This window comes from Pseudomonas sp. NY15463 (assembly GCF_048068415.1).
GTDB lineage: Bacteria > Pseudomonadota > Gammaproteobacteria > Pseudomonadales > Pseudomonadaceae > Aquipseudomonas > Aquipseudomonas mosselii_C.
This window is the reverse complement of the sequence record NZ_JBLUQD010000001.1, coordinates 350,694-367,140: the sequence shown is the minus strand read 5'-3', so window position 1 is coordinate 367,140 and position 16,447 is coordinate 350,694. Positions and strand designations below refer to the sequence as shown.

Genomic DNA, 16,447 nt, shown 5'->3' with positions numbered 1-16,447 from the left:
GGAGACACGCCATGCGCCTTTTGAATCGCCACCCGGACCGCTCCACACGGCTGATGCTGGTCATCCTGCCGTTCGCCCTGCTGCTGTGCGCCTACCTGTTCGGGTCAGCCCAACGCCTGGCCGACAACCCGCGTGACAAGCTGCTGCCCAGCGCCGTGCAGATGAGCGAAGCGATCAAGCAGGTCGCTTTCACCGAAGACAAGCGCAGCGGCGCCTACCTGCTGTGGCAGGACACCGCATCGAGCCTGACCCGCCTGGCCAGCGGCCTGGCCATTAGCGCGGTGGCCGGCCTGTGCCTGGGGATCGTAGCCGGGACGCTGCCGCTGGCAGGTGCTTCGTTGTCGCCGTTGATGGTGGTGCTGTCGATGGTGCCGCCGCTGGCGCTGCTGCCGATCCTGTTCATCGTATTCGGGCTGGGGGAGTTGTCCAAGGTCATGCTGATCGTCATCGGCATCACCCCGATCCTGGCCCGCGACCTTGAGCAGCGCGCCCGCGAGATCCCTGCCGAACTGCGGATAAAGGCGCTGACCCTGGGCGCCTCGACCTGGACCTACATCCTGCGCGTGGTCTTGCCGCAACTGGCGCCACGCCTGCTGATCTCGTTGCGCCTGGTACTGGGCTCGGCCTGGCTGTTCCTGATCGCCGCCGAGGCCATCGCCTCGGAAGACGGCCTGGGCTACCGGATCTTCCTGGTGCGCCGATACCTGGCCATGGACATGATCCTGCCCTACGTCGCCTGGATCACGCTGTTGGCCTGGCTCACCGACTGCTCGCTCAAGCAACTGACCCAGCGGGCTTTCCCCTGGTACGAAGGGGGCCGTCCATGAGCTACATCGAAGTGCGCAACGTCTGGCAGCAATATGGCGAGCATGTGGTGCTCGAAGGCCTGAACCTGAGCATCGCCGAAGGCGAGTTCTGCACCATGGTCGGCGCCTCGGGTTGCGGCAAGTCCACCTTCCTGCGCCTGCTGCTGGGCCAGGAGCAGCCATCGCGCGGACAGATTCTGTTGGGCGGCCAGCCTCTGGCGGGCGAACCCGACCCCAGCCGAGGCGTGGTGTTCCAGCGCTACTCGGTGTTCGCGCACCTGAACGTGCTGGATAACGTCGCACTGGGCCTGGAATTGCCGCATGCCCCCTTGCTTGGACGCCTGCTCGGCCAGCGCAAGCGCGCCGCCCGCGAACAGGCCGCTGCATTACTGACCCGAGTTGGCCTGGGCCATGCTCTGGACAAGTACCCCGCGCAATTGTCCGGTGGCATGCAGCAGCGTCTGGCAATCGCCCAGGCACTGCTGATGAAACCCAAGGTGCTGCTGCTCGATGAACCATTCGGCGCCCTGGACCCGGGGATTCGCAAGGACATGCATGCGCTGCTGCTGGAACTGTGGCAGGAAACCCGACTGACCGTGTTCATGGTCACCCATGACCTCAGCGAAGGTTTCAGCCTCGGCACCCGCCTGCTGGTGTTCGACAAGACCCGCATCGACCCCCATGCCCCCTACGCCTACGGCTCGCGGGTCACCTATGACCTGCCGCTCAACAGCGCCCGCCAACCGGCCCCGGTGGCCGCCTGCGAGCGCCTCCTCCAACCGCAACCAGGAACCTGACCATGACCGATCCGCAATCTTTCGCCCAAGAGCACCTGCCCGGCGGCGGCCACCTCTCGTTCGTCCTCAAACGCGGACAGCTGGTGCGTTTTACCGACCTGCAAGGCGGCGCCAACGTCAGCCTGATGCTGTTCAACGCCCACGAGAAAAGCGAACGGCTCAACTTGCCCGACAGCCTCAAGTGCCAGCACACCGCCAAGCTCACCGCCGGCCATTGCCTGTACTCGGACATGGGCCGGGTGCTGGCGGCAATCACCCATGACACCTGCGGCTGGAGCGACAGTATCGGCGGAGTGCTCAACGCCCAAGAGGTACAGGCCAAGTACGGCGAAGGCCGCTATCAGGAGCTGCGCAACGGCTTCTTTCGCAATGGCACCGACAACCTGCTGGTGGAAATGGGCAAGTGGGACTTGCAGCTGTCGGACCTGAGCATGCCGCTCAACCTGTTCAGCCGGGTCGACGTGGCCGCCGACGGTACGCTGCACTTTGCCTGCGGCAATGCCAAGGCCGGTGACTACATCGAGCTGTACGCACCGATGGATACGCTGTTCGTAGTGACCGCCCTGCAGCACCCGATGGACCCCGCGCCCGCTTACGCGCCCAAACCCGTGCAACTGACGTTCAGTCACGCCGACGAAAGCGTCGCCGAGCATTGCCGCACCTCGCGCCCAGAGAACGCGCGTGGCTTCATCAATACCCACCGCCTGTTCGCCTGAGGACCTGGACCATGACTGCCCCCCTGCTGCCCGAACACGCGATGTCGTGCTCGACCATTCCTGCTGGCGAACCGTGGCTGGCCGAAGTCAAGGCTGGACAGACCCTGCGCATCCTCGACCTGGAAGGCAACCAAGCCATCGACACACTGTTCTATAGCACCGCCAACCCCCGCGAGCGCTACGACGTGCAGCGCACCCTGCGCAACCAGGGCAATGTCTACCTGGGCGCCGGCAGCGTGTTGTACTCCAACCTCGGCCGACCGATGCTGACCATCACCGAGGACACCTGCGGTCGCCACGACACTCTTGGCGGCGCCTGCGCCCAGGAGAGCAACAGCGTGCGCTACGCCCTGGACAAGCGCCATATGCACAGCTGCCGCGACAACTACCTGCGCGCCTGCTGCCACGACGGGCGCCTGGGCAAGCGCGACATCAGCCCCAACATCAACTTCTTCATGAACGTACCGGTCACCCCTGAAGGCGGCCTGACCTTCGAAGACGGCATTTCGGGGGCCGGTAAGTACGTGCAGCTGCGCGCCGAGATTGACGTGATGGTGCTGATCTCCAACTGCCCGCAGTTGAACAACCCCTGCAACGGCTACAACCCTACCCCCGCGCAGGTGCTGGTATGGGACTGAGCCGCCTGTTCGCGCGCCTGCGCCTGGCCGTGTTCGCTGCCTGCGTGTTCCGTGCAGGCCTCGCGCCCGCCCGTAACGCGTAGCCCCTGCCTGGGGACGACCCCAGGGCAGCCATGAAACTGCGGGACGACCCGCAACCCAGCCGAGGCAGCCAGACGCCTCCAGGGGACGTTGTCATGTTCGAATCCTTGCTCATCGCCAACCGTGGCGCCATTGCCTGCCGGGTGCTACGCACCTTGCGCGCCCTCGACGTCAAGGGCATTGCGGTGTATGCCGACGCCGACCTCGCCAGTCGCCACGTGCTTGAAGCCGACCAGGCCCTGAGCTTGGGCGATGGCCCGGCCGCCAGCACCTACCTGGTGGTCGAGAAGATCCTCGCCGCCGCCAAGACCAGCGGCGCCCAAGCCATTCACCCAGGCTACGGATTCCTGTCCGAAAACGCCGCCTTCGCCGAGGCCTGCGAAGCCGCCGGAATTGCCTTCGTCGGCCCTACGCCCGAGCAACTGAGGGTGTTCGGCCTCAAGCACACCGCGCGCGCCCTGGCCCGCCAGCATGGCGTGCCGCTGCTCGAAGGCAGCGAACTGCTGGCCAGCCTCGACGACGCCCTGGGCGCCGCCGAACAGGTGGGCTACCCGATCATGCTCAAGAGCACCGCAGGTGGCGGTGGTATCGGCATGCGTGTATGCCGTGATGCCGCTGAGCTGCGCGATGCGTTCGAGACCGTCAAGCGCCTGGGCCAGAACAACTTCAGCGACGCCGGAGTGTTCATCGAGAAATACATCCAGCGCGCTCGCCACCTCGAAGTTCAGGTGTTCGGCGATGGCGCAGGCGAGGTGCTGGCCCTGGGCGTGCGCGACTGCTCGGTGCAGCGCCGCAACCAGAAGGTGCTGGAAGAAACCCCGGCACCGAACCTGCCAGCCGGCATGGCCCAAGCGCTGTGCGAGGCTGCGATCACGCTGGCCAAAGCGGTGAACTACCGCAGCGCCGGTACCGTCGAGTTCGTCTTCGACAGCGATGCGCAACGTTTTTACTTCCTTGAAGTGAACACCCGCTTGCAGGTGGAGCACGGCGTCACCGAACAAGTCTGGGGCGTCGACCTGGTAGCTTGGATGATCCAGCTCGCTGCCGGCGACCTGCCGCCGCTCGACAGCCTGCGCGCCGGCCTGCGCCCGCGCGGGCATGCGGTGCAGGCGCGACTGTACGCCGAAGATCCAGGCAAGGACTTCCAGCCAAGCCCTGGCCTGCTGACCTGCGTCGAGTTTCCACCTGCCGATGGCCAGGCGCTGCGCATCGACACCTGGGTTGAGGCTGGCTGCGAAATTCCGCCGTACTTCGACCCGATGATCGCCAAGCTGATCGCCTGGGCCGATGATCGCGAGCAAGCCTGCCGTCAGCTCGACAACGCCTTGGCGCACAGTGTCCTGTACGGCGTGCAGACCAACCGCGACTACCTGCGCCAGATCCTCGCCGACACCCCGTTCGCCAATGGCGAGCCCTGGACCCGGTGCCTGGAAGCGCTGGTCTACCAGGCAGACACCCTCGAAGTGCTCAGCGGCGGAACTCAGACCAGCGTACAGGACTACCCCGGCCGCCTCGGTTACTGGGCCGTGGGAGTGCCGCCGTCTGGGCCGATGGATAGCCGTGCACTGCGCCTGGGCAACTTGCTGTTGGGTAACGCCGAAGGCACGGCGGGCCTGGAGGTCACCATGGCGGGCCCTACGCTGCGCTTCAACACCCACGCTGTCGTGGCGGTAACCGGTGCCGAGGTGCCGCTGACCCTCGACGGCCAGCCTGTAGCGCTGAACACCGCACTGGCGATCGGCCCAGGCAGCGTTTTGGCGATAGGCGCCATCGCCGGCCCCGGTGCGCGCAGCTACTTGTGCGTGCGCGGTGGCATACAGGTGCCGGACTACCTGGGCAGCAAAAGCACCTTCACCCTCGGCCAGTTCGGCGGGCATGCCGGCCGCGCCCTGCGCGCCGGGGACGTGCTGCACCTGGCGCCGCTGACTGAGCGCAGCAGCGGCGCCACCCTGCCCGCCCAACCCGGATTGCCAGACACCCGTCAGATCCGCGTCATCTACGGCCCTCACGGCGCACCGGAATACTTCACCGAAGGCTATATCCAGACCTTCTTCAGCACCGATTGGGAAGTGCACTTCAACTCCAGCCGTACCGGCGTGCGCCTGATCGGGCCCAAGCCTGAGTGGGTCCGCGAGGACGGTGGCGAGGCCGGCCTGCACCCATCCAACATCCACGACAACCCGTATGCCATTGGCGCGGTGGACTTTACCGGCGACATGCCGGTGATCCTCGGCCCCGACGGCCCGAGCCTCGGTGGGTTCGTCTGCCCGGTCACGGTAATCGAGGCCGACCTGTGGCAGCTAGGCCAGCTCAAGGCCGGTGACAAGGTGCGTTTCATGCCTGTCGATCTGGCCGAGGCGCGCCGCCTGGCCTTACTGCCGGTCAGCGAGTACGTGCCCGCCTCGCCCGTTGCCGGAGCGCTGCAATCGCCCATCGTGCTGGATATCGGTCAGGACGATACGCGCCTGGTTGCGCGGCTGTCCGGTGACACCCACCTGTTGCTGGAGATCGGCGCCGCCGAGCTGGACCTGGTGCTGCGTTTCCGTGGTCATGCACTGATGCAAGCCCTGCAAGCCAGGGCGCTGGACGGGGTCGTCGACCTGACGCCGGGGATTCGTTCGCTGCAAGTGCACTACCAGCCCGAAACCCTGGCATTGGCGCATCTGCTGGCCGTGGTCCGCGAGCTGTGGGCTGCCGTGTGCACCGCACAGGACCTGGAGGTGCCGTCGCGCATCGTGTACCTGCCGCTGTCCTGGGACGACCCGGCCTGCCAGTTGGCCATCGAAAAATACATGACTACCGTGCGCAAGGACGCGCCCTGGTGCCCGAGCAACCTGGAGTTCATCCGCCGCATCAACGACCTGCCCAACCTGGACGCGGTGCAGCGCACGGTGTTCGAGGCCAGCTACCTGGTCATGGGCCTGGGCGATGTGTACCTCGGCGCACCAGTGGCGACCCCGCTGGATCCGCGCCACCGTCTGGTGACGACCAAATACAACCCGGCACGCACCTGGACCGCCGAGAACTCCGTCGGTATCGGCGGCGCCTACCTGTGCGTGTACGGCATGGAAGGCCCCGGTGGCTACCAGTTCGTTGGTCGCACCTTGCAGATGTGGAACCGCTACCGCCAGGTCGCCGCGTTCGATGGCAAGCCTTGGTTGCTGCGCTTCTTCGACCAGATTCGCTTCTACCCGGTGGGCGCTGAAGAACTGTTGGATATCCGCCGCGACTTCCCGCTGGGCCGCTTCGCGCTGCACATCGAGCACAGCCGCCTACGCCTGGCCGACTACCAGGACTTGCTTGCCGAACACGCCAACGGCATCGAGCAGTTCCGCACCCGACAACAAGCGGCTTTCGGCGCCGAGCGCCAGCGTTGGCTGGACAGCGGGCAGGCGCACTTCGAAAGCACCGAGGCCTGCGCCCCGGTGTCCGCCGAGGCGCCACTGGCCGCCGGGCACACCGGTATCGAAAGCCCCATCGCCGGCAACCTGTGGCAAGTGCAGGTGAGCCTTGGCGAGCAGGTGGCCCCCGGCGACACCCTGGTGGTGCTGGAGTCGATGAAAATGGAAATTCCGGTGCAAGCCACCTGCGCCGGCCGTGTGCGCGAAATCCGCGTGGCGCCCGGTACCGCGGTGCGCGCGGGGCAAGTGATCGTCGTGGTGCATGCCGAACCGACCGAAGGAGAACCCGCATGAAACAAGACCTGCGCCTGAATGTGCTGAAAGCCCGCTACAGCAGCGGCCAGACCACGCCCCGCGAACTGATCCTGGCACTGCGCGAGCAAGCCGAGCGACTGAACCCGGATTTCTGCCTGTTCATCCACCTGCTCAGCGCCGAGGAGCTAGAGCCCTACTTGCTCGCGCTGGAGGCTCGCACGCCGCAGGACCTGCCATTGTACGGCGTGCCGTTCGCGATCAAGGACAACATCGACCTGGCCGGCATTCCCACCACGGCCGCCTGCCCGGCCTTCGCCTATGTGCCTGAGCGATCGGCCACGGTGGTGCGGCAACTGATCGAATTGGGTGCCGTGCCGCTGGGCAAGACCAACCTCGACCAGTTCGCCACCGGGCTCAACGGCACCCGCTCGCCCTACGGCGCCTGCCGCAACAGCGTGCACCCGGACTATCCGTCCGGCGGCTCCAGCGCAGGTTCGCCGCTGGCCGTGGCGCTGGGCTTGGCGAGCTTCGCGCTGGGCACCGATACGGCCGGATCCGGGCGGGTGCCAGCGGCCCTCAACGGGCTGGTCGGGCTCAAGGCCAGCAAGGGCCTGCTGAGCACCGCAGGCGTGGTGCCAGCCTGCCGCACCCTGGATTGCGTAACCACCTTCACCCACGAGGCAGCCGAGGCCAGCGAACTACTGGCGCTGCTCGCGCAGGCGGACCCTGTCGACGCCTACAGCCGCGCCAACCCTGCCTGGAACGCGGCTACCAGCTTTGGCGACGTGCGCCCGTTCCACTTCGGCGTACCGGCCGCACAACACCTGGAGTTCTTCGGCTGCACACAAGGCCCTGGGTTGTTCCAGGCCGCCGTCGAGCGCCTGCAAGCACTCGGCGGCGTGGCGGTGACGCTGGACTTCGCGCCGTTCCTCGAAGCCGCCCGGCTGCTGTACGAAGGCCCTTGGGTAGCCGAGCGCTACAGCGTGGTGGGAGACCTCGCGCAACAGCAGCCCGAGGCCGTGCTGCCGGTGATTCACGCCGTACTGGCCAAGGCGCCACAGGTTTCCGGGGTGGACACCTTCCGCGCCCAGTACCGCTTGCAGCAGCTCAAGGCCGAATGCGACCGGCTGATGGCGGGCCTGGACTGCGTACTCACGCCAACCATCGGGCGTGCGGTGACCCTACGCGAACTGGAGCAGGAGCCGGTGCTGCGCAATGCCGAGCTGGGCTACTACACCAATTTCATGAACCTGCTGGACTACGCCGCCGTGGCCGTGCCCAGCGCCAACCTAGCCGATGGCCTGCCGTGGGGCATCACACTGTTCGGGCGAGCCTTCACCGATCAGTACCTGCTTAGCCTGGCGCACCACTACCAGGGCGGCGCAGCGATTGGCCGTGCGGCACGTCATGAGCGTACCCGGGTGGTGGTGTGCGGTGCGCATATGGCGGGGCTGCCCCTGAACGGGCAGTTGAGCCAACGCGGCGGGCGCCTCCTGGAGGCCACCCACAGTGCACCGCGCTATCGCCTGTACGCCCTGCCCGGAGGGCCGGTGCAGCGTCCGGGCATGGTCCGGGTAGCGCAGCACGGGGTAGCAATCGCGGTGGAGGTGTGGGAGCTGCCGAGTGCCGAGCTGGGCTCGTTCCTCGACGGCATTCCAGCGCCGCTGGGGCTGGGCAAGGTGCAATTGGCCGATGGGCGCTGGGAAACCGGGTTCATCTGCGAAGGTGCAGGGCTTGAAGGTGCGCAGGACATCAGCGCCTTCGGCGGCTGGCGCGCGTGGTTGCAAGGTTCGGCTACCTGAGGCGCGTAGCGTGCGATGAGCCCCCACACCCATCCTGATCGATGGACGTGGGAGCCTGCATGCAGCGGGCGTATCAGGCCAAGCGCTCGACCTGTGAGGGTGTGCGCCGCATCAGTACCTTGCCATGGCGCACCGACACCAGCGCATGGCCCTGGCTACGCACCATCTCGTAGTCATCCGGTGCCGACAGCAACAGCAGGTTGGCCGGCCGACCGACTTCGATGCCATAACGCTCGCCCAGGTTCAGGGTGCGGGCGCTGTTGTCGGTGATCAGGTCCAGGCAGCGCTGCAAGTCTTCATAGCCGAGCATGTGGCAGATATGCAGCCCGGCTTCCAGGACCCGCAGGATGTTGCCGTTACCCAGCGGGTACCAAGGATCGACGATCGAGTCCTGGCCCAGGCATACGTTCATCCCGGCGCGGTCGATCTCGGCCACGCGGGTCACGCCGCGGCGCTTGGGATAGCTGTCGAAACGGCCTTGCAGGTGAATGCTCTCGGTCGGGCACGAAACGAAGTTGATGCCCGACAGCTTGAGCAGGCGGAACAATTTGTAGCAGTACGCGTTGTCGTAGGAGCCCATGGCGGTGGTGTGGCTGGCGGTTACCCGCGCGCCCATGCCGCGCACCCGGGCTTCTTCGGCCAACACTTCGAGAAAGCGCGATTGCGGATCATCGGTCTCATCGCAGTGCACATCCACCAGACAACCAGTGCGCTCGGCCAGCTCCATCAGGAACTTCACCGAGGACACGCCTTGGTCGCGGGTGTTCTCGAAATGTGGAATGCCGCCGACCACATCGGCGCCAAGGGCCACCGCTTGCTCCATCAACGCACGGCCATTGGCGTAGGACTCAATGCCCTCCTGCGGGAAGGCGACGATCTGCAGGTCGATCAGGTGGCGCACTTCGTCACGCACCTCGACCATAGCCTTGAGCGCGGTGAGCTTGGGATCGGTCACATCGACGTGGGTGCGCACGTGCTGGATGCCATGGTCGGCCAGCATGTCGATGGTCTTCCTTGCACGGTGTTTTATGTCTTCGTGGGTGGTGATTTCCTTGCGCTCGGCCCAGCGCTCGATCCCCTCGAACAGGGTGCCGCTCATGTTCCACTTCGGCTCGCCGGCTGTCAGGGTCGCGTCCAGGTGGATATGTGGCTCGACGAAGGGCGCCACGACTAGGTTCTGCTTGGCGTCCAGATCGTCGGTGGAAGCTGCCAGTACCTCGGCCTGCGGCTCGATAGCCGCGATGCGCTCAGCGTCCAAGCGGATGCGGTGCAGGCCGGGTTTGCCGCGCAGGCGTGCGTTGATGATGTTCATGGGGTTACTCCTTGCCTTGGGCTTCACGCATGCGCCATACCAACAGGGCGACCGATGCGTTCATGCGAAAAAGCGGGTCGTCCAGGGATTGCCCGCTCAGTTGTTCGATACGTTGAATACGCTGATTGAGGGTGTTGCGGTGCAAGCCCAGACGCTGGGCAGCCTTGAGGCCATTGGCGTTTTCCTTGAGCAAGGCGTCGAGGGTATGCACCAGCACATGGGGATGCTTGCGAGCGGGTGTGACCAGCGGGCCGAGGGTCTGGGCGACGAAGTCGTCGATCAGCGAGCGGTCGCCGACGCCTTGCAACAAGCGCAGCACGCCCAGCTCGCTGAAATCGCACAGGCCGTTGGCCGGGCGCAGGTTCTGCGCCACCTCCAGTGCCTGGCGCGCTTGCTCCAGGGCCCTGCGGTATTGGCTGCAATCAGTGGCCAGGCTCGACAAGCCCATGTTCAGGCCCAACGCCCCCGCCGTCCCGAGCAGTGCACGGTACAGATCGGCAAGGCTGGCGTGCAAGCCGGGCGCTGCCGCCAGCAACAGCACGAACAGGTCACCCGGCAACTGCGCCATGATTGCCCCGGGGTGAGCTGCGCACCAGCTTTCGAGATGGTTTTCCACGCCCTGCTGGGTCGCCTGCCAGACACGCTCGCCCTGCGCCAGCCCATGCCGCTCGAACAGCCCTTCGACGCCACTCAGGCGTAGCGCGACCACGAGCCGGGGCTCGTCCAGCGCCAGGTGTGCCGCGCGCTGACGGGCGATAGCCAGGCTTGGGTAGTCGCCGGTCAGCAACTGCCCAAGGATGTCATCACGGGTACGGCGTACCTGGGCCATCTGCACCAGCGCCGTGCCGATCAGATGGGTGACCACCACCATCTTCAGCGCATATGGCTGCTCGATCAGCGGCAAGCCCAACTGCTCGGCCCGGTCGATGACGGCAGTCGGGATATCATGCAGAAAGCTGCCGCCGGTAAGGATCACCAAGCCGGCGATGCCAACCGCATCGCCATCCTCAACCAGGCTCAGCAGGTTGGCCTCGCCGCGAGGATGGTTGATGCCGGTGACGAACACCAACTCACCACCCATCACCCATTCGGCGATGCCCTCGTTCTCGGCCACGTAGGGCCAGCGCACCCGCCGCTGCAGGTTGCCTGCGCCTGCGCGCACGCACATCGCCTCCAGGCCCGGCAGGCGCAGGATTTCGCCCAGGGTCAGGCTCACGGCTCGATTCGCGCCTGGCCCACGGCGACCCGTCGGCCCAGTTGCAGCAACAGCATGTAGCAAGCCGCCGAAGCGCCGATGCCTACCAGTGGCGCGACCCACGGCGAGCTGTAGGCCAGCACCGCGCCCACGACGTACGCGCACAGCCCGATCAGGTTGTAGCGTGGCAGTTGCACGCCAGCCAGCGCCGGGTACTGGCCACGGTGGCGATACCAGAAGTCGGCCATGATCACCCCACCTACCGGTGGAATGATCGAACCCAACAGCACCAGGAACGGAATCAGCATCTCGTACATGCCGCCAATCGCCAGCACGATGCCCAGCGCTGCCGCCAACAATGTCGCAGTGCGGCGGCGTTCGCTGCGCAGCAGGTGGCAGGCGGCGGCCGAAACGTTGTAGATGGTCGGGCCCTGGATGGTCCAGAGGTTCAGGCACAGCATCACCACCGCCGCGAACGACAGGCCCTGGAGCATCATCACTTCGACGATGTCGGCCTGCTGGTAGACCATAGCGCACCAGGCACCGGCCACCACCATCAAGCCGTTGCCAAGCAGGAACGCAACGACGCTTGCCACTACCGCGACGCGGCCACTGCGCGCCAGGCGGGTCCAGTTGGTCGCCTGGGTGGCGCCACTGGCAAAGGTACCGAAGACCATGGTCACCGCTGCCGAGAAGGTCAGGCTCTCATGCGGGACGACCGCAGCCAGCCCGGCGAAACCACCGGCATCACCGGTGGCGATGTACATCGAAACCAGCAGCAAGGCGAACATCAGCGGCACGGACACCCGCGATAGCCCATCCAGCCCCTTGAAGCCGATGATCGCGGTAAGGCTGAAACCTAGACCGAACAACACCATCAGCGGCACGCTGAAACCTTCGGCCAGGCCCAGCAGCTTGACCAGTACGATCGCCACCGTGGCCGTACCCCAGGCATACCAGCCAAGCTCGGCGAACCCCAGCAACATGTCCGAGAGCCGGCTGCCGGCTTCGCCGAAGCAAAAGCGCCCCATCAGCACGGTGTTCAAGCCGCTGCGCGAGGCGATCAACGCCAGCGCGGCTGCATACAAGGCCAGCAGGGTATTACCGATGACGGCGATCCACAGCATGTCAACGAAATTGAAGGCCATGCCCAGCTTGCCGCCTGCGAACATGGTGCCGGTGAAGAAGGTGAAGCTGAACAACACCATCGTAATGGGCAGCAGCCCTTTGCGCGAGGACTGCGGGGCTTCGGACAACGGAAATTCAGTGGATGCGCTCATGACACGGGGCTCCGGGTGGATGACGGCCACTACAGGAGCAAGATGCGGGCCGGTTGCGTAACACCGGGAGCAGGCGATAATCACGTGCGCTCGGCACAACGAACAATGGTCATGTTGCACATTTTCATCTTGATCGAGCCTAAATTCCTGTGAAGTATGACCTGATTTCGGGCGCACCTGCACCAAAGGCATGCGCGTGTGCGCCAGGCCAAGGACACCTCGCCAACGGCGCGCGCATGACACAAATCACTCGCCAAGTCGCGCTGACGGGTGCACCCTGATGACCTCATTCAAGGACAGATACAGGCATCATGGCGAAATGGCTTGAAGGTGGCGGGCTCATGGCTGAGCGCATCCGTAATCACGACTGGAGCGCCTCGCCTCTCGGCCCGCTGGACGACTGGCCGGACGTACTCAAGACCAGCGTGGCGCTGTGCCTGGCCTCACGCTTTCCCCAAGCAGTGCTGTGGGGCGAACAGTTGCTCACCCTGCACAATGACGCGTTCGCGCAGATCCTCGGGGGTAAGCCTTCGGCACTCGGACGCCCGTTCAGCCAAGTCTGGCGAGAAGCCTGGAGCGATATCGAGCGCATGGCGATGCGTGCGCTAGGCGGCGAGGCGGTGTTCATCGAAGATTTCCCGCTGCTGATCAAGCGCCACGGTAGCCCGGAGCGGGCCTACTTCACCTTTTGCTACAGTCCCATCCGCGATCATCACGGCCAGGTGGTCGGCATGCTCAACACGGTCACCGAGACCACAGCCAGCGTGGTCGCCAACCGGCGTTTGAACTTTCTCGACAGCCTCGGGCGAGCCGCGGCCAGCGCCACCGATCCCGAACGCATCATGGCAACCACCACCCGACTGCTGGGCGAACACCTGCACTTGTCAAGCTGTGCCTACGCCGTGATGGACGCTGACCAGGACGGTTTCACCATCTGCGGCGACTGGGTCGCGGCGGGTTCGCCGAGGCTGCTGGGCCAATACCGCCTGGCCGACTTCGGTCGCCTGGCCGTCAGCCGCCTGCGTGCCGGTTTGCCACTGGTGATCGACAACAATCTCACACAGCTGCCGACCCGCGAGTCGGCGACTTTCCAGGCCATCGGCGTCACCGCCACCATCTGCATGCCGCTGATCAAGGACGGCCGCCTGACCGCCTTGATGGCCATCCACGACAAGGCTCCGCGTATCTGGAGCCGTTACGAGCAGACCCTGATTGGCGAGGTTACCGAACGCTGCTGGGCGCATATCCAACGGGTCCAGGCGCATACTGAGGTGCGTCAGGCCATCTCGGCCCTCGAAGCCCTCAACGCCACCCTCGAACAACGCGTCGAGGAGCGCACCGGCCAACTGCTGCACACCGAAGCGGTACTGCGTCAGGCCCAGAAGCTCGAAGCCATTGGCCAGCTCACTGGCGGTGTGGCCCACGACTTCAACAACCTGCTGACCATCCTGCGCTCGTCGCTGCATTTTTTACAACGCCCGGACCTCGACGAAAACCGCCGCACGCGTTACCTCAAGACCATGTCCGACACCGTCGATCGCGGCGCCCAGCTGACCGGCCAACTGCTCGCCTTCGCTCGCCGCCAGGCCCTGAGCCCACAAGTCCTGGATGCCGGTGCGCGGCTACAGGCGATGGCCGACATGCTCGACAGCGCCACTGGCGCACGCATTCAGGTGAAGCTGGAGTTGCCCGAGGCGCCCTGCCACGTGCACGCCGACCTCGGCCAGTTGGAAACCGCCATCATCAACCTGATCATCAATGGCCGCGACGCGCTCAACGGCGAGGGCACCCTGCGCCTGCGCCTGGAACCAGACCAGCAGATGCCCGCGCAGCACGACCAGCCGCCGCACCCCGGACCATTCACCGCGATTTCGGTCATCGACGCCGGCGTCGGCATCGCCCCGCACCTGCTGGAGCGCATCTTCGACCCGTTCTTCACAACCAAGGCGGCCGGCCAGGGCACGGGGCTGGGGCTTTCCCAAGTGTTCGGCTTCGCCCGGCAGTCCGGTGGCGACGTACTGGTCAGCAGTGTGGAGGGCCAAGGCACCACCTTCACCCTGTACCTGCCGCAGGCAGCAGCGCCCGCAACGGCCCCGGATGCCCCCGCCACCACCCTGGTGCCCCACGGCCAGAGGCAACGCATCCTGCTGGTAGAAGACAACCCCGATCTAGGCAGTTTCAGCGCGCAGATCCTGCGCGAGCATGGCTACGTGATCAGTTGGGCAACCAGCGCCGAAGACGCACTCAGCCAGATCGCCAGCGCCGTCGATCCGTTCGACGCGGTGTTTTCTGACGTGGTGATGCCAGGTATCGGTGGCCTGGCGTTAGGCCACGAGCTGCGCCAGAGCCACCCGCACCTACCCGTGATCCTCACCTCCGGCTATAGCGAAGCGATCGCCGAGGGCGGGCACCAAGGTTTCGAGTTCCTCGCCAAACCCTACTCGGCCGAACAGGTGTGCGCGCTGCTGGGCAAAGTGCTGGGCGCCAATTGAGTCCACGCGGCCACGCCTGCGACCGGCCCCTCTCGAGGGCGGTCAGAGCCGCATGAGCATCTCGTGCCAGGCCATCCCGCCATGCTCGGACGGCGATGGCTGCACGTACTGGTAACCCATGCGGCGATACAACTCGACGTGCTGCTCCTTGCACATCAGGTGGATGCTCTGCTTGTGCAGCGCGTTCATGCGCTGGATGAACGCGTCCATCAACCGCCGCGCGTAGCCCTGCCCCTGGTGCGCGGGATCCACCACCACCGACATGATCACCACGTTCGGCGCTGCCGGGTCATGCCCGACCAGTTCCTTGAATGCCTCATCGGCCATCTCCACCGTGAAGGCGCAGCCGCTGTTGATAAAGCCGATGATCTCGCCCTGGCGCTCCAGCAACAAGAAACCCTCCGGGTACTGCGCAATGCGGGTGCGGATCTTCTCCAGGGTCGCGGCCTCGTCACCCTCATAGGCGCTGATTTCGATTGCGTGGCAACGCTCGGCGTCTTCTAGCGTGGGCTGACGAAAATGCAGGGTAGTCATGCGCGGGGCTCCTGGCAGATGAACGACAAAAGTCGGCATGGTAATGCATGCGCGCCGTGAATGCGCAGGTGCGCCAAATTACCTCGGCAGCGTTGCCATCAGCCAGCTGGGTGAGCGCCTGGTGGTCGATTTGAATCGCTGAGCACCTCCGCGCTAGCAGTGCTCAAGCGCCAAGGTCAGACAAGCGTTCGAGCAGGAAACCCCGCAACAGTTGTAGCGCCGGCGTCACCGCCTGGCGGTGCACGCACACCAGTTGCAACGGCGCCGGCAGTCCGTACTGCGCGGGGAAAAGCTCCACCAACCGCCCGCTGCGCAGATCCTGGAGTACATCCAGGCGCGACTTGTAGACCACTCCCAGCCCGGCCAGCGCCCAACGCCGCACCACATCGGCATCGTCACAGACACGGTCGCCATTGACCACCACCGTCTGCAAGCCATCGGGTGTCAGAAAGCCCCAACGGTCGTGGGTCTGCTCGCCCATCACATAACGCAGGCAGTTGTGCCCGATCAGTTCCTGCGGCGTGCGCGGCGCACCATGGCGGGCGATGTAGGACGGTGCAGCGCACAGGGTACGGCGGTTGTCCGGCAGCAGCGGCAACGCCACCAAGCTGGAGTCGGCCAACTGGCCATAGCGAATGCTCGCATCCAGGCGGTCGCCGAACAGGTCTGCCACCTGATCGCTCAGGCGCAGGTCGAGGATGATCCTGGGATGGCGCGCCTGGAACTCGTCCAGCCACGGCAACAGGACGTTGCGCCCCAGGTCCGAGGACAGGGCCAGACGTAAGGGACCGGCGATCTCATCCCGGCCCTGCTCCAGTGCCGCCTCACCGTCATCCAGCGCTTCGAGCGCCTGCCGCGCGTAGGGCAGATAACGCAGTCCCTCGTCCGAAAGGCGCAGGCGCCGGGTCGAGCGCACCAGCAGACGGATCCCCAGGTTACGCTCCAGACGCAGTACGGCGGCACTGGCCAAGGCCGGCGAGATATCCAACTGCCGCGCGGCGGCTGAGAAGCTGCCACTGTCGACGGTACTGACGAAGACCTGCAGATCGTCCATGCGTACGAGTTTTTTCATGAAGAACCCAAAATCCGGTTTGTTCGGGTGCCGATGCTGAGGGATTGCTGCGCGTAGGTCTACGCT

The 16,447-nt window shown here is 65.5% G+C and carries 12 protein-coding genes; 7 read left to right on the top strand and 5 right to left on the bottom strand.

Annotation, left to right across the window (positions count from 1 at the left end; genetic code table 11):
* The first annotated feature begins 11 nt into the window (after nt 1-11).
* From ACNFIC_RS01745 to atzF, 6 genes are all read left to right on the top strand, one after another.
* Entirely contained in the window at nt 12-827 is an 816-nt protein-coding gene (locus ACNFIC_RS01745; protein ID WP_138217503.1) for an ABC transporter permease, read from the top strand.
* On the top strand, nt 824-1,603 hold the full coding sequence (locus tag ACNFIC_RS01740) for an ABC transporter ATP-binding protein (RefSeq protein ID WP_138217502.1): 780 nt from the start codon (nt 824-826) through the stop codon (nt 1,601-1,603). The genes ACNFIC_RS01745 and ACNFIC_RS01740 overlap by 4 nt, the downstream gene beginning before the upstream one ends.
* Nucleotides 1,604-1,605: 2 nt before the next feature.
* Nucleotides 1,606-2,319, top strand: coding sequence for an urea amidolyase associated protein UAAP1 (locus tag ACNFIC_RS01735; RefSeq protein ID WP_416779499.1), 714 nt, complete (start codon nt 1,606-1,608; stop codon nt 2,317-2,319).
* Nucleotides 2,320-2,330: 11 nt separating this feature from the next.
* Entirely contained in the window at nt 2,331-2,957 is a 627-nt protein-coding gene (locus tag ACNFIC_RS01730) for an urea amidolyase associated protein UAAP2 (RefSeq protein ID WP_416779497.1), read from the top strand.
* A 176-nt stretch (nt 2,958-3,133) separates the two neighbouring features.
* Complete coding sequence (gene uca / locus ACNFIC_RS01725) at nt 3,134-6,733, top strand: urea carboxylase (protein WP_416779495.1); 3,600 nt, start codon at nt 3,134-3,136, stop codon at nt 6,731-6,733.
* Entirely contained in the window at nt 6,730-8,496 is a 1,767-nt protein-coding gene (gene atzF / locus ACNFIC_RS01720; RefSeq protein ID WP_416779493.1) for an allophanate hydrolase, read from the top strand. Before uca ends, atzF begins: the two co-directional genes overlap by 4 nt.
* Before the next feature lie 73 nt (nt 8,497-8,569).
* Here the strand turns inward: atzF and codA are convergent, their stop codons facing one another.
* The 3 genes from codA to codB are packed head-to-tail and all read right to left on the bottom strand — an operon-like array spanning nt 8,570 to nt 12,283.
* The gene (gene codA, locus ACNFIC_RS01715) at nt 8,570-9,808 is read right to left on the bottom strand and encodes a cytosine deaminase (protein WP_138217497.1); all 1,239 of its coding nucleotides are present in this window, start codon (nt 9,806-9,808) and stop codon (nt 8,570-8,572) included.
* Nucleotides 9,809-9,812: 4 nt separating this feature from the next.
* Entirely contained in the window at nt 9,813-11,024 is a 1,212-nt protein-coding gene (locus ACNFIC_RS01710; protein ID WP_138217496.1) for a PucR family transcriptional regulator, read from the bottom strand.
* Nucleotides 11,021-12,283 (bottom strand): cytosine permease, encoded by a 1,263-nt coding sequence (gene codB, locus ACNFIC_RS01705; RefSeq protein WP_416779491.1) that lies wholly within the window; start codon nt 12,281-12,283, stop codon nt 11,021-11,023. The genes ACNFIC_RS01710 and codB overlap by 4 nt, the downstream gene beginning before the upstream one ends.
* Nucleotides 12,284-12,594: 311 nt before the next feature.
* Here codB and ACNFIC_RS01700 point away from each other — a divergent pair, with 311 nt between their 5' ends.
* The gene (locus ACNFIC_RS01700; protein WP_416779489.1) at nt 12,595-14,775 is read left to right on the top strand and encodes an ATP-binding protein; all 2,181 of its coding nucleotides are present in this window, start codon (nt 12,595-12,597) and stop codon (nt 14,773-14,775) included.
* A 42-nt stretch (nt 14,776-14,817) separates the two neighbouring features.
* Here the strand turns inward: ACNFIC_RS01700 and ACNFIC_RS01695 are convergent, their stop codons facing one another.
* Nucleotides 14,818-15,309, bottom strand: coding sequence for a GNAT family N-acetyltransferase (locus ACNFIC_RS01695; RefSeq protein ID WP_138217493.1), 492 nt, complete (start codon nt 15,307-15,309; stop codon nt 14,818-14,820).
* A gap of 163 nt (nt 15,310-15,472) precedes the next feature.
* Nucleotides 15,473-16,381 (bottom strand): LysR family transcriptional regulator, encoded by a 909-nt coding sequence (locus tag ACNFIC_RS01690; RefSeq protein WP_416779486.1) that lies wholly within the window; start codon nt 16,379-16,381, stop codon nt 15,473-15,475.
* Nucleotides 16,382-16,447: the final 66 nt, after the last annotated feature.

Bases quoted from the DNA above. Each gene is read 5' to 3' on its own strand.
- atzF (WP_416779493.1), top strand. From the start codon at position 6,730: ATGAAACAAGACCTGCGCCTGAATGTGCTGAAAGCCCGCTACAGCAGC.
- codA (WP_138217497.1), bottom strand. From the start codon at position 9,808: ATGAACATCATCAACGCACGCCTGCGCGGCAAACCCGGCCTGCACCGC.
- ACNFIC_RS01735 (WP_416779499.1), top strand. From the start codon at position 1,606: ATGACCGATCCGCAATCTTTCGCCCAAGAGCACCTGCCCGGCGGCGGC.
- ACNFIC_RS01745 (WP_138217503.1), top strand. From the start codon at position 12: ATGCGCCTTTTGAATCGCCACCCGGACCGCTCCACACGGCTGATGCTG.
- ACNFIC_RS01740 (WP_138217502.1), top strand. From the start codon at position 824: ATGAGCTACATCGAAGTGCGCAACGTCTGGCAGCAATATGGCGAGCAT.
- uca (WP_416779495.1), top strand. From the start codon at position 3,134: ATGTTCGAATCCTTGCTCATCGCCAACCGTGGCGCCATTGCCTGCCGG.
- codB (WP_416779491.1), bottom strand. From the start codon at position 12,283: ATGAGCGCATCCACTGAATTTCCGTTGTCCGAAGCCCCGCAGTCCTCG.
- ACNFIC_RS01700 (WP_416779489.1), top strand. From the start codon at position 12,595: ATGGCGAAATGGCTTGAAGGTGGCGGGCTCATGGCTGAGCGCATCCGT.
- ACNFIC_RS01695 (WP_138217493.1), bottom strand. From the start codon at position 15,309: ATGACTACCCTGCATTTTCGTCAGCCCACGCTAGAAGACGCCGAGCGT.
- ACNFIC_RS01690 (WP_416779486.1), bottom strand. From the start codon at position 16,381: ATGAAAAAACTCGTACGCATGGACGATCTGCAGGTCTTCGTCAGTACC.
- ACNFIC_RS01730 (WP_416779497.1), top strand. From the start codon at position 2,331: ATGACTGCCCCCCTGCTGCCCGAACACGCGATGTCGTGCTCGACCATT.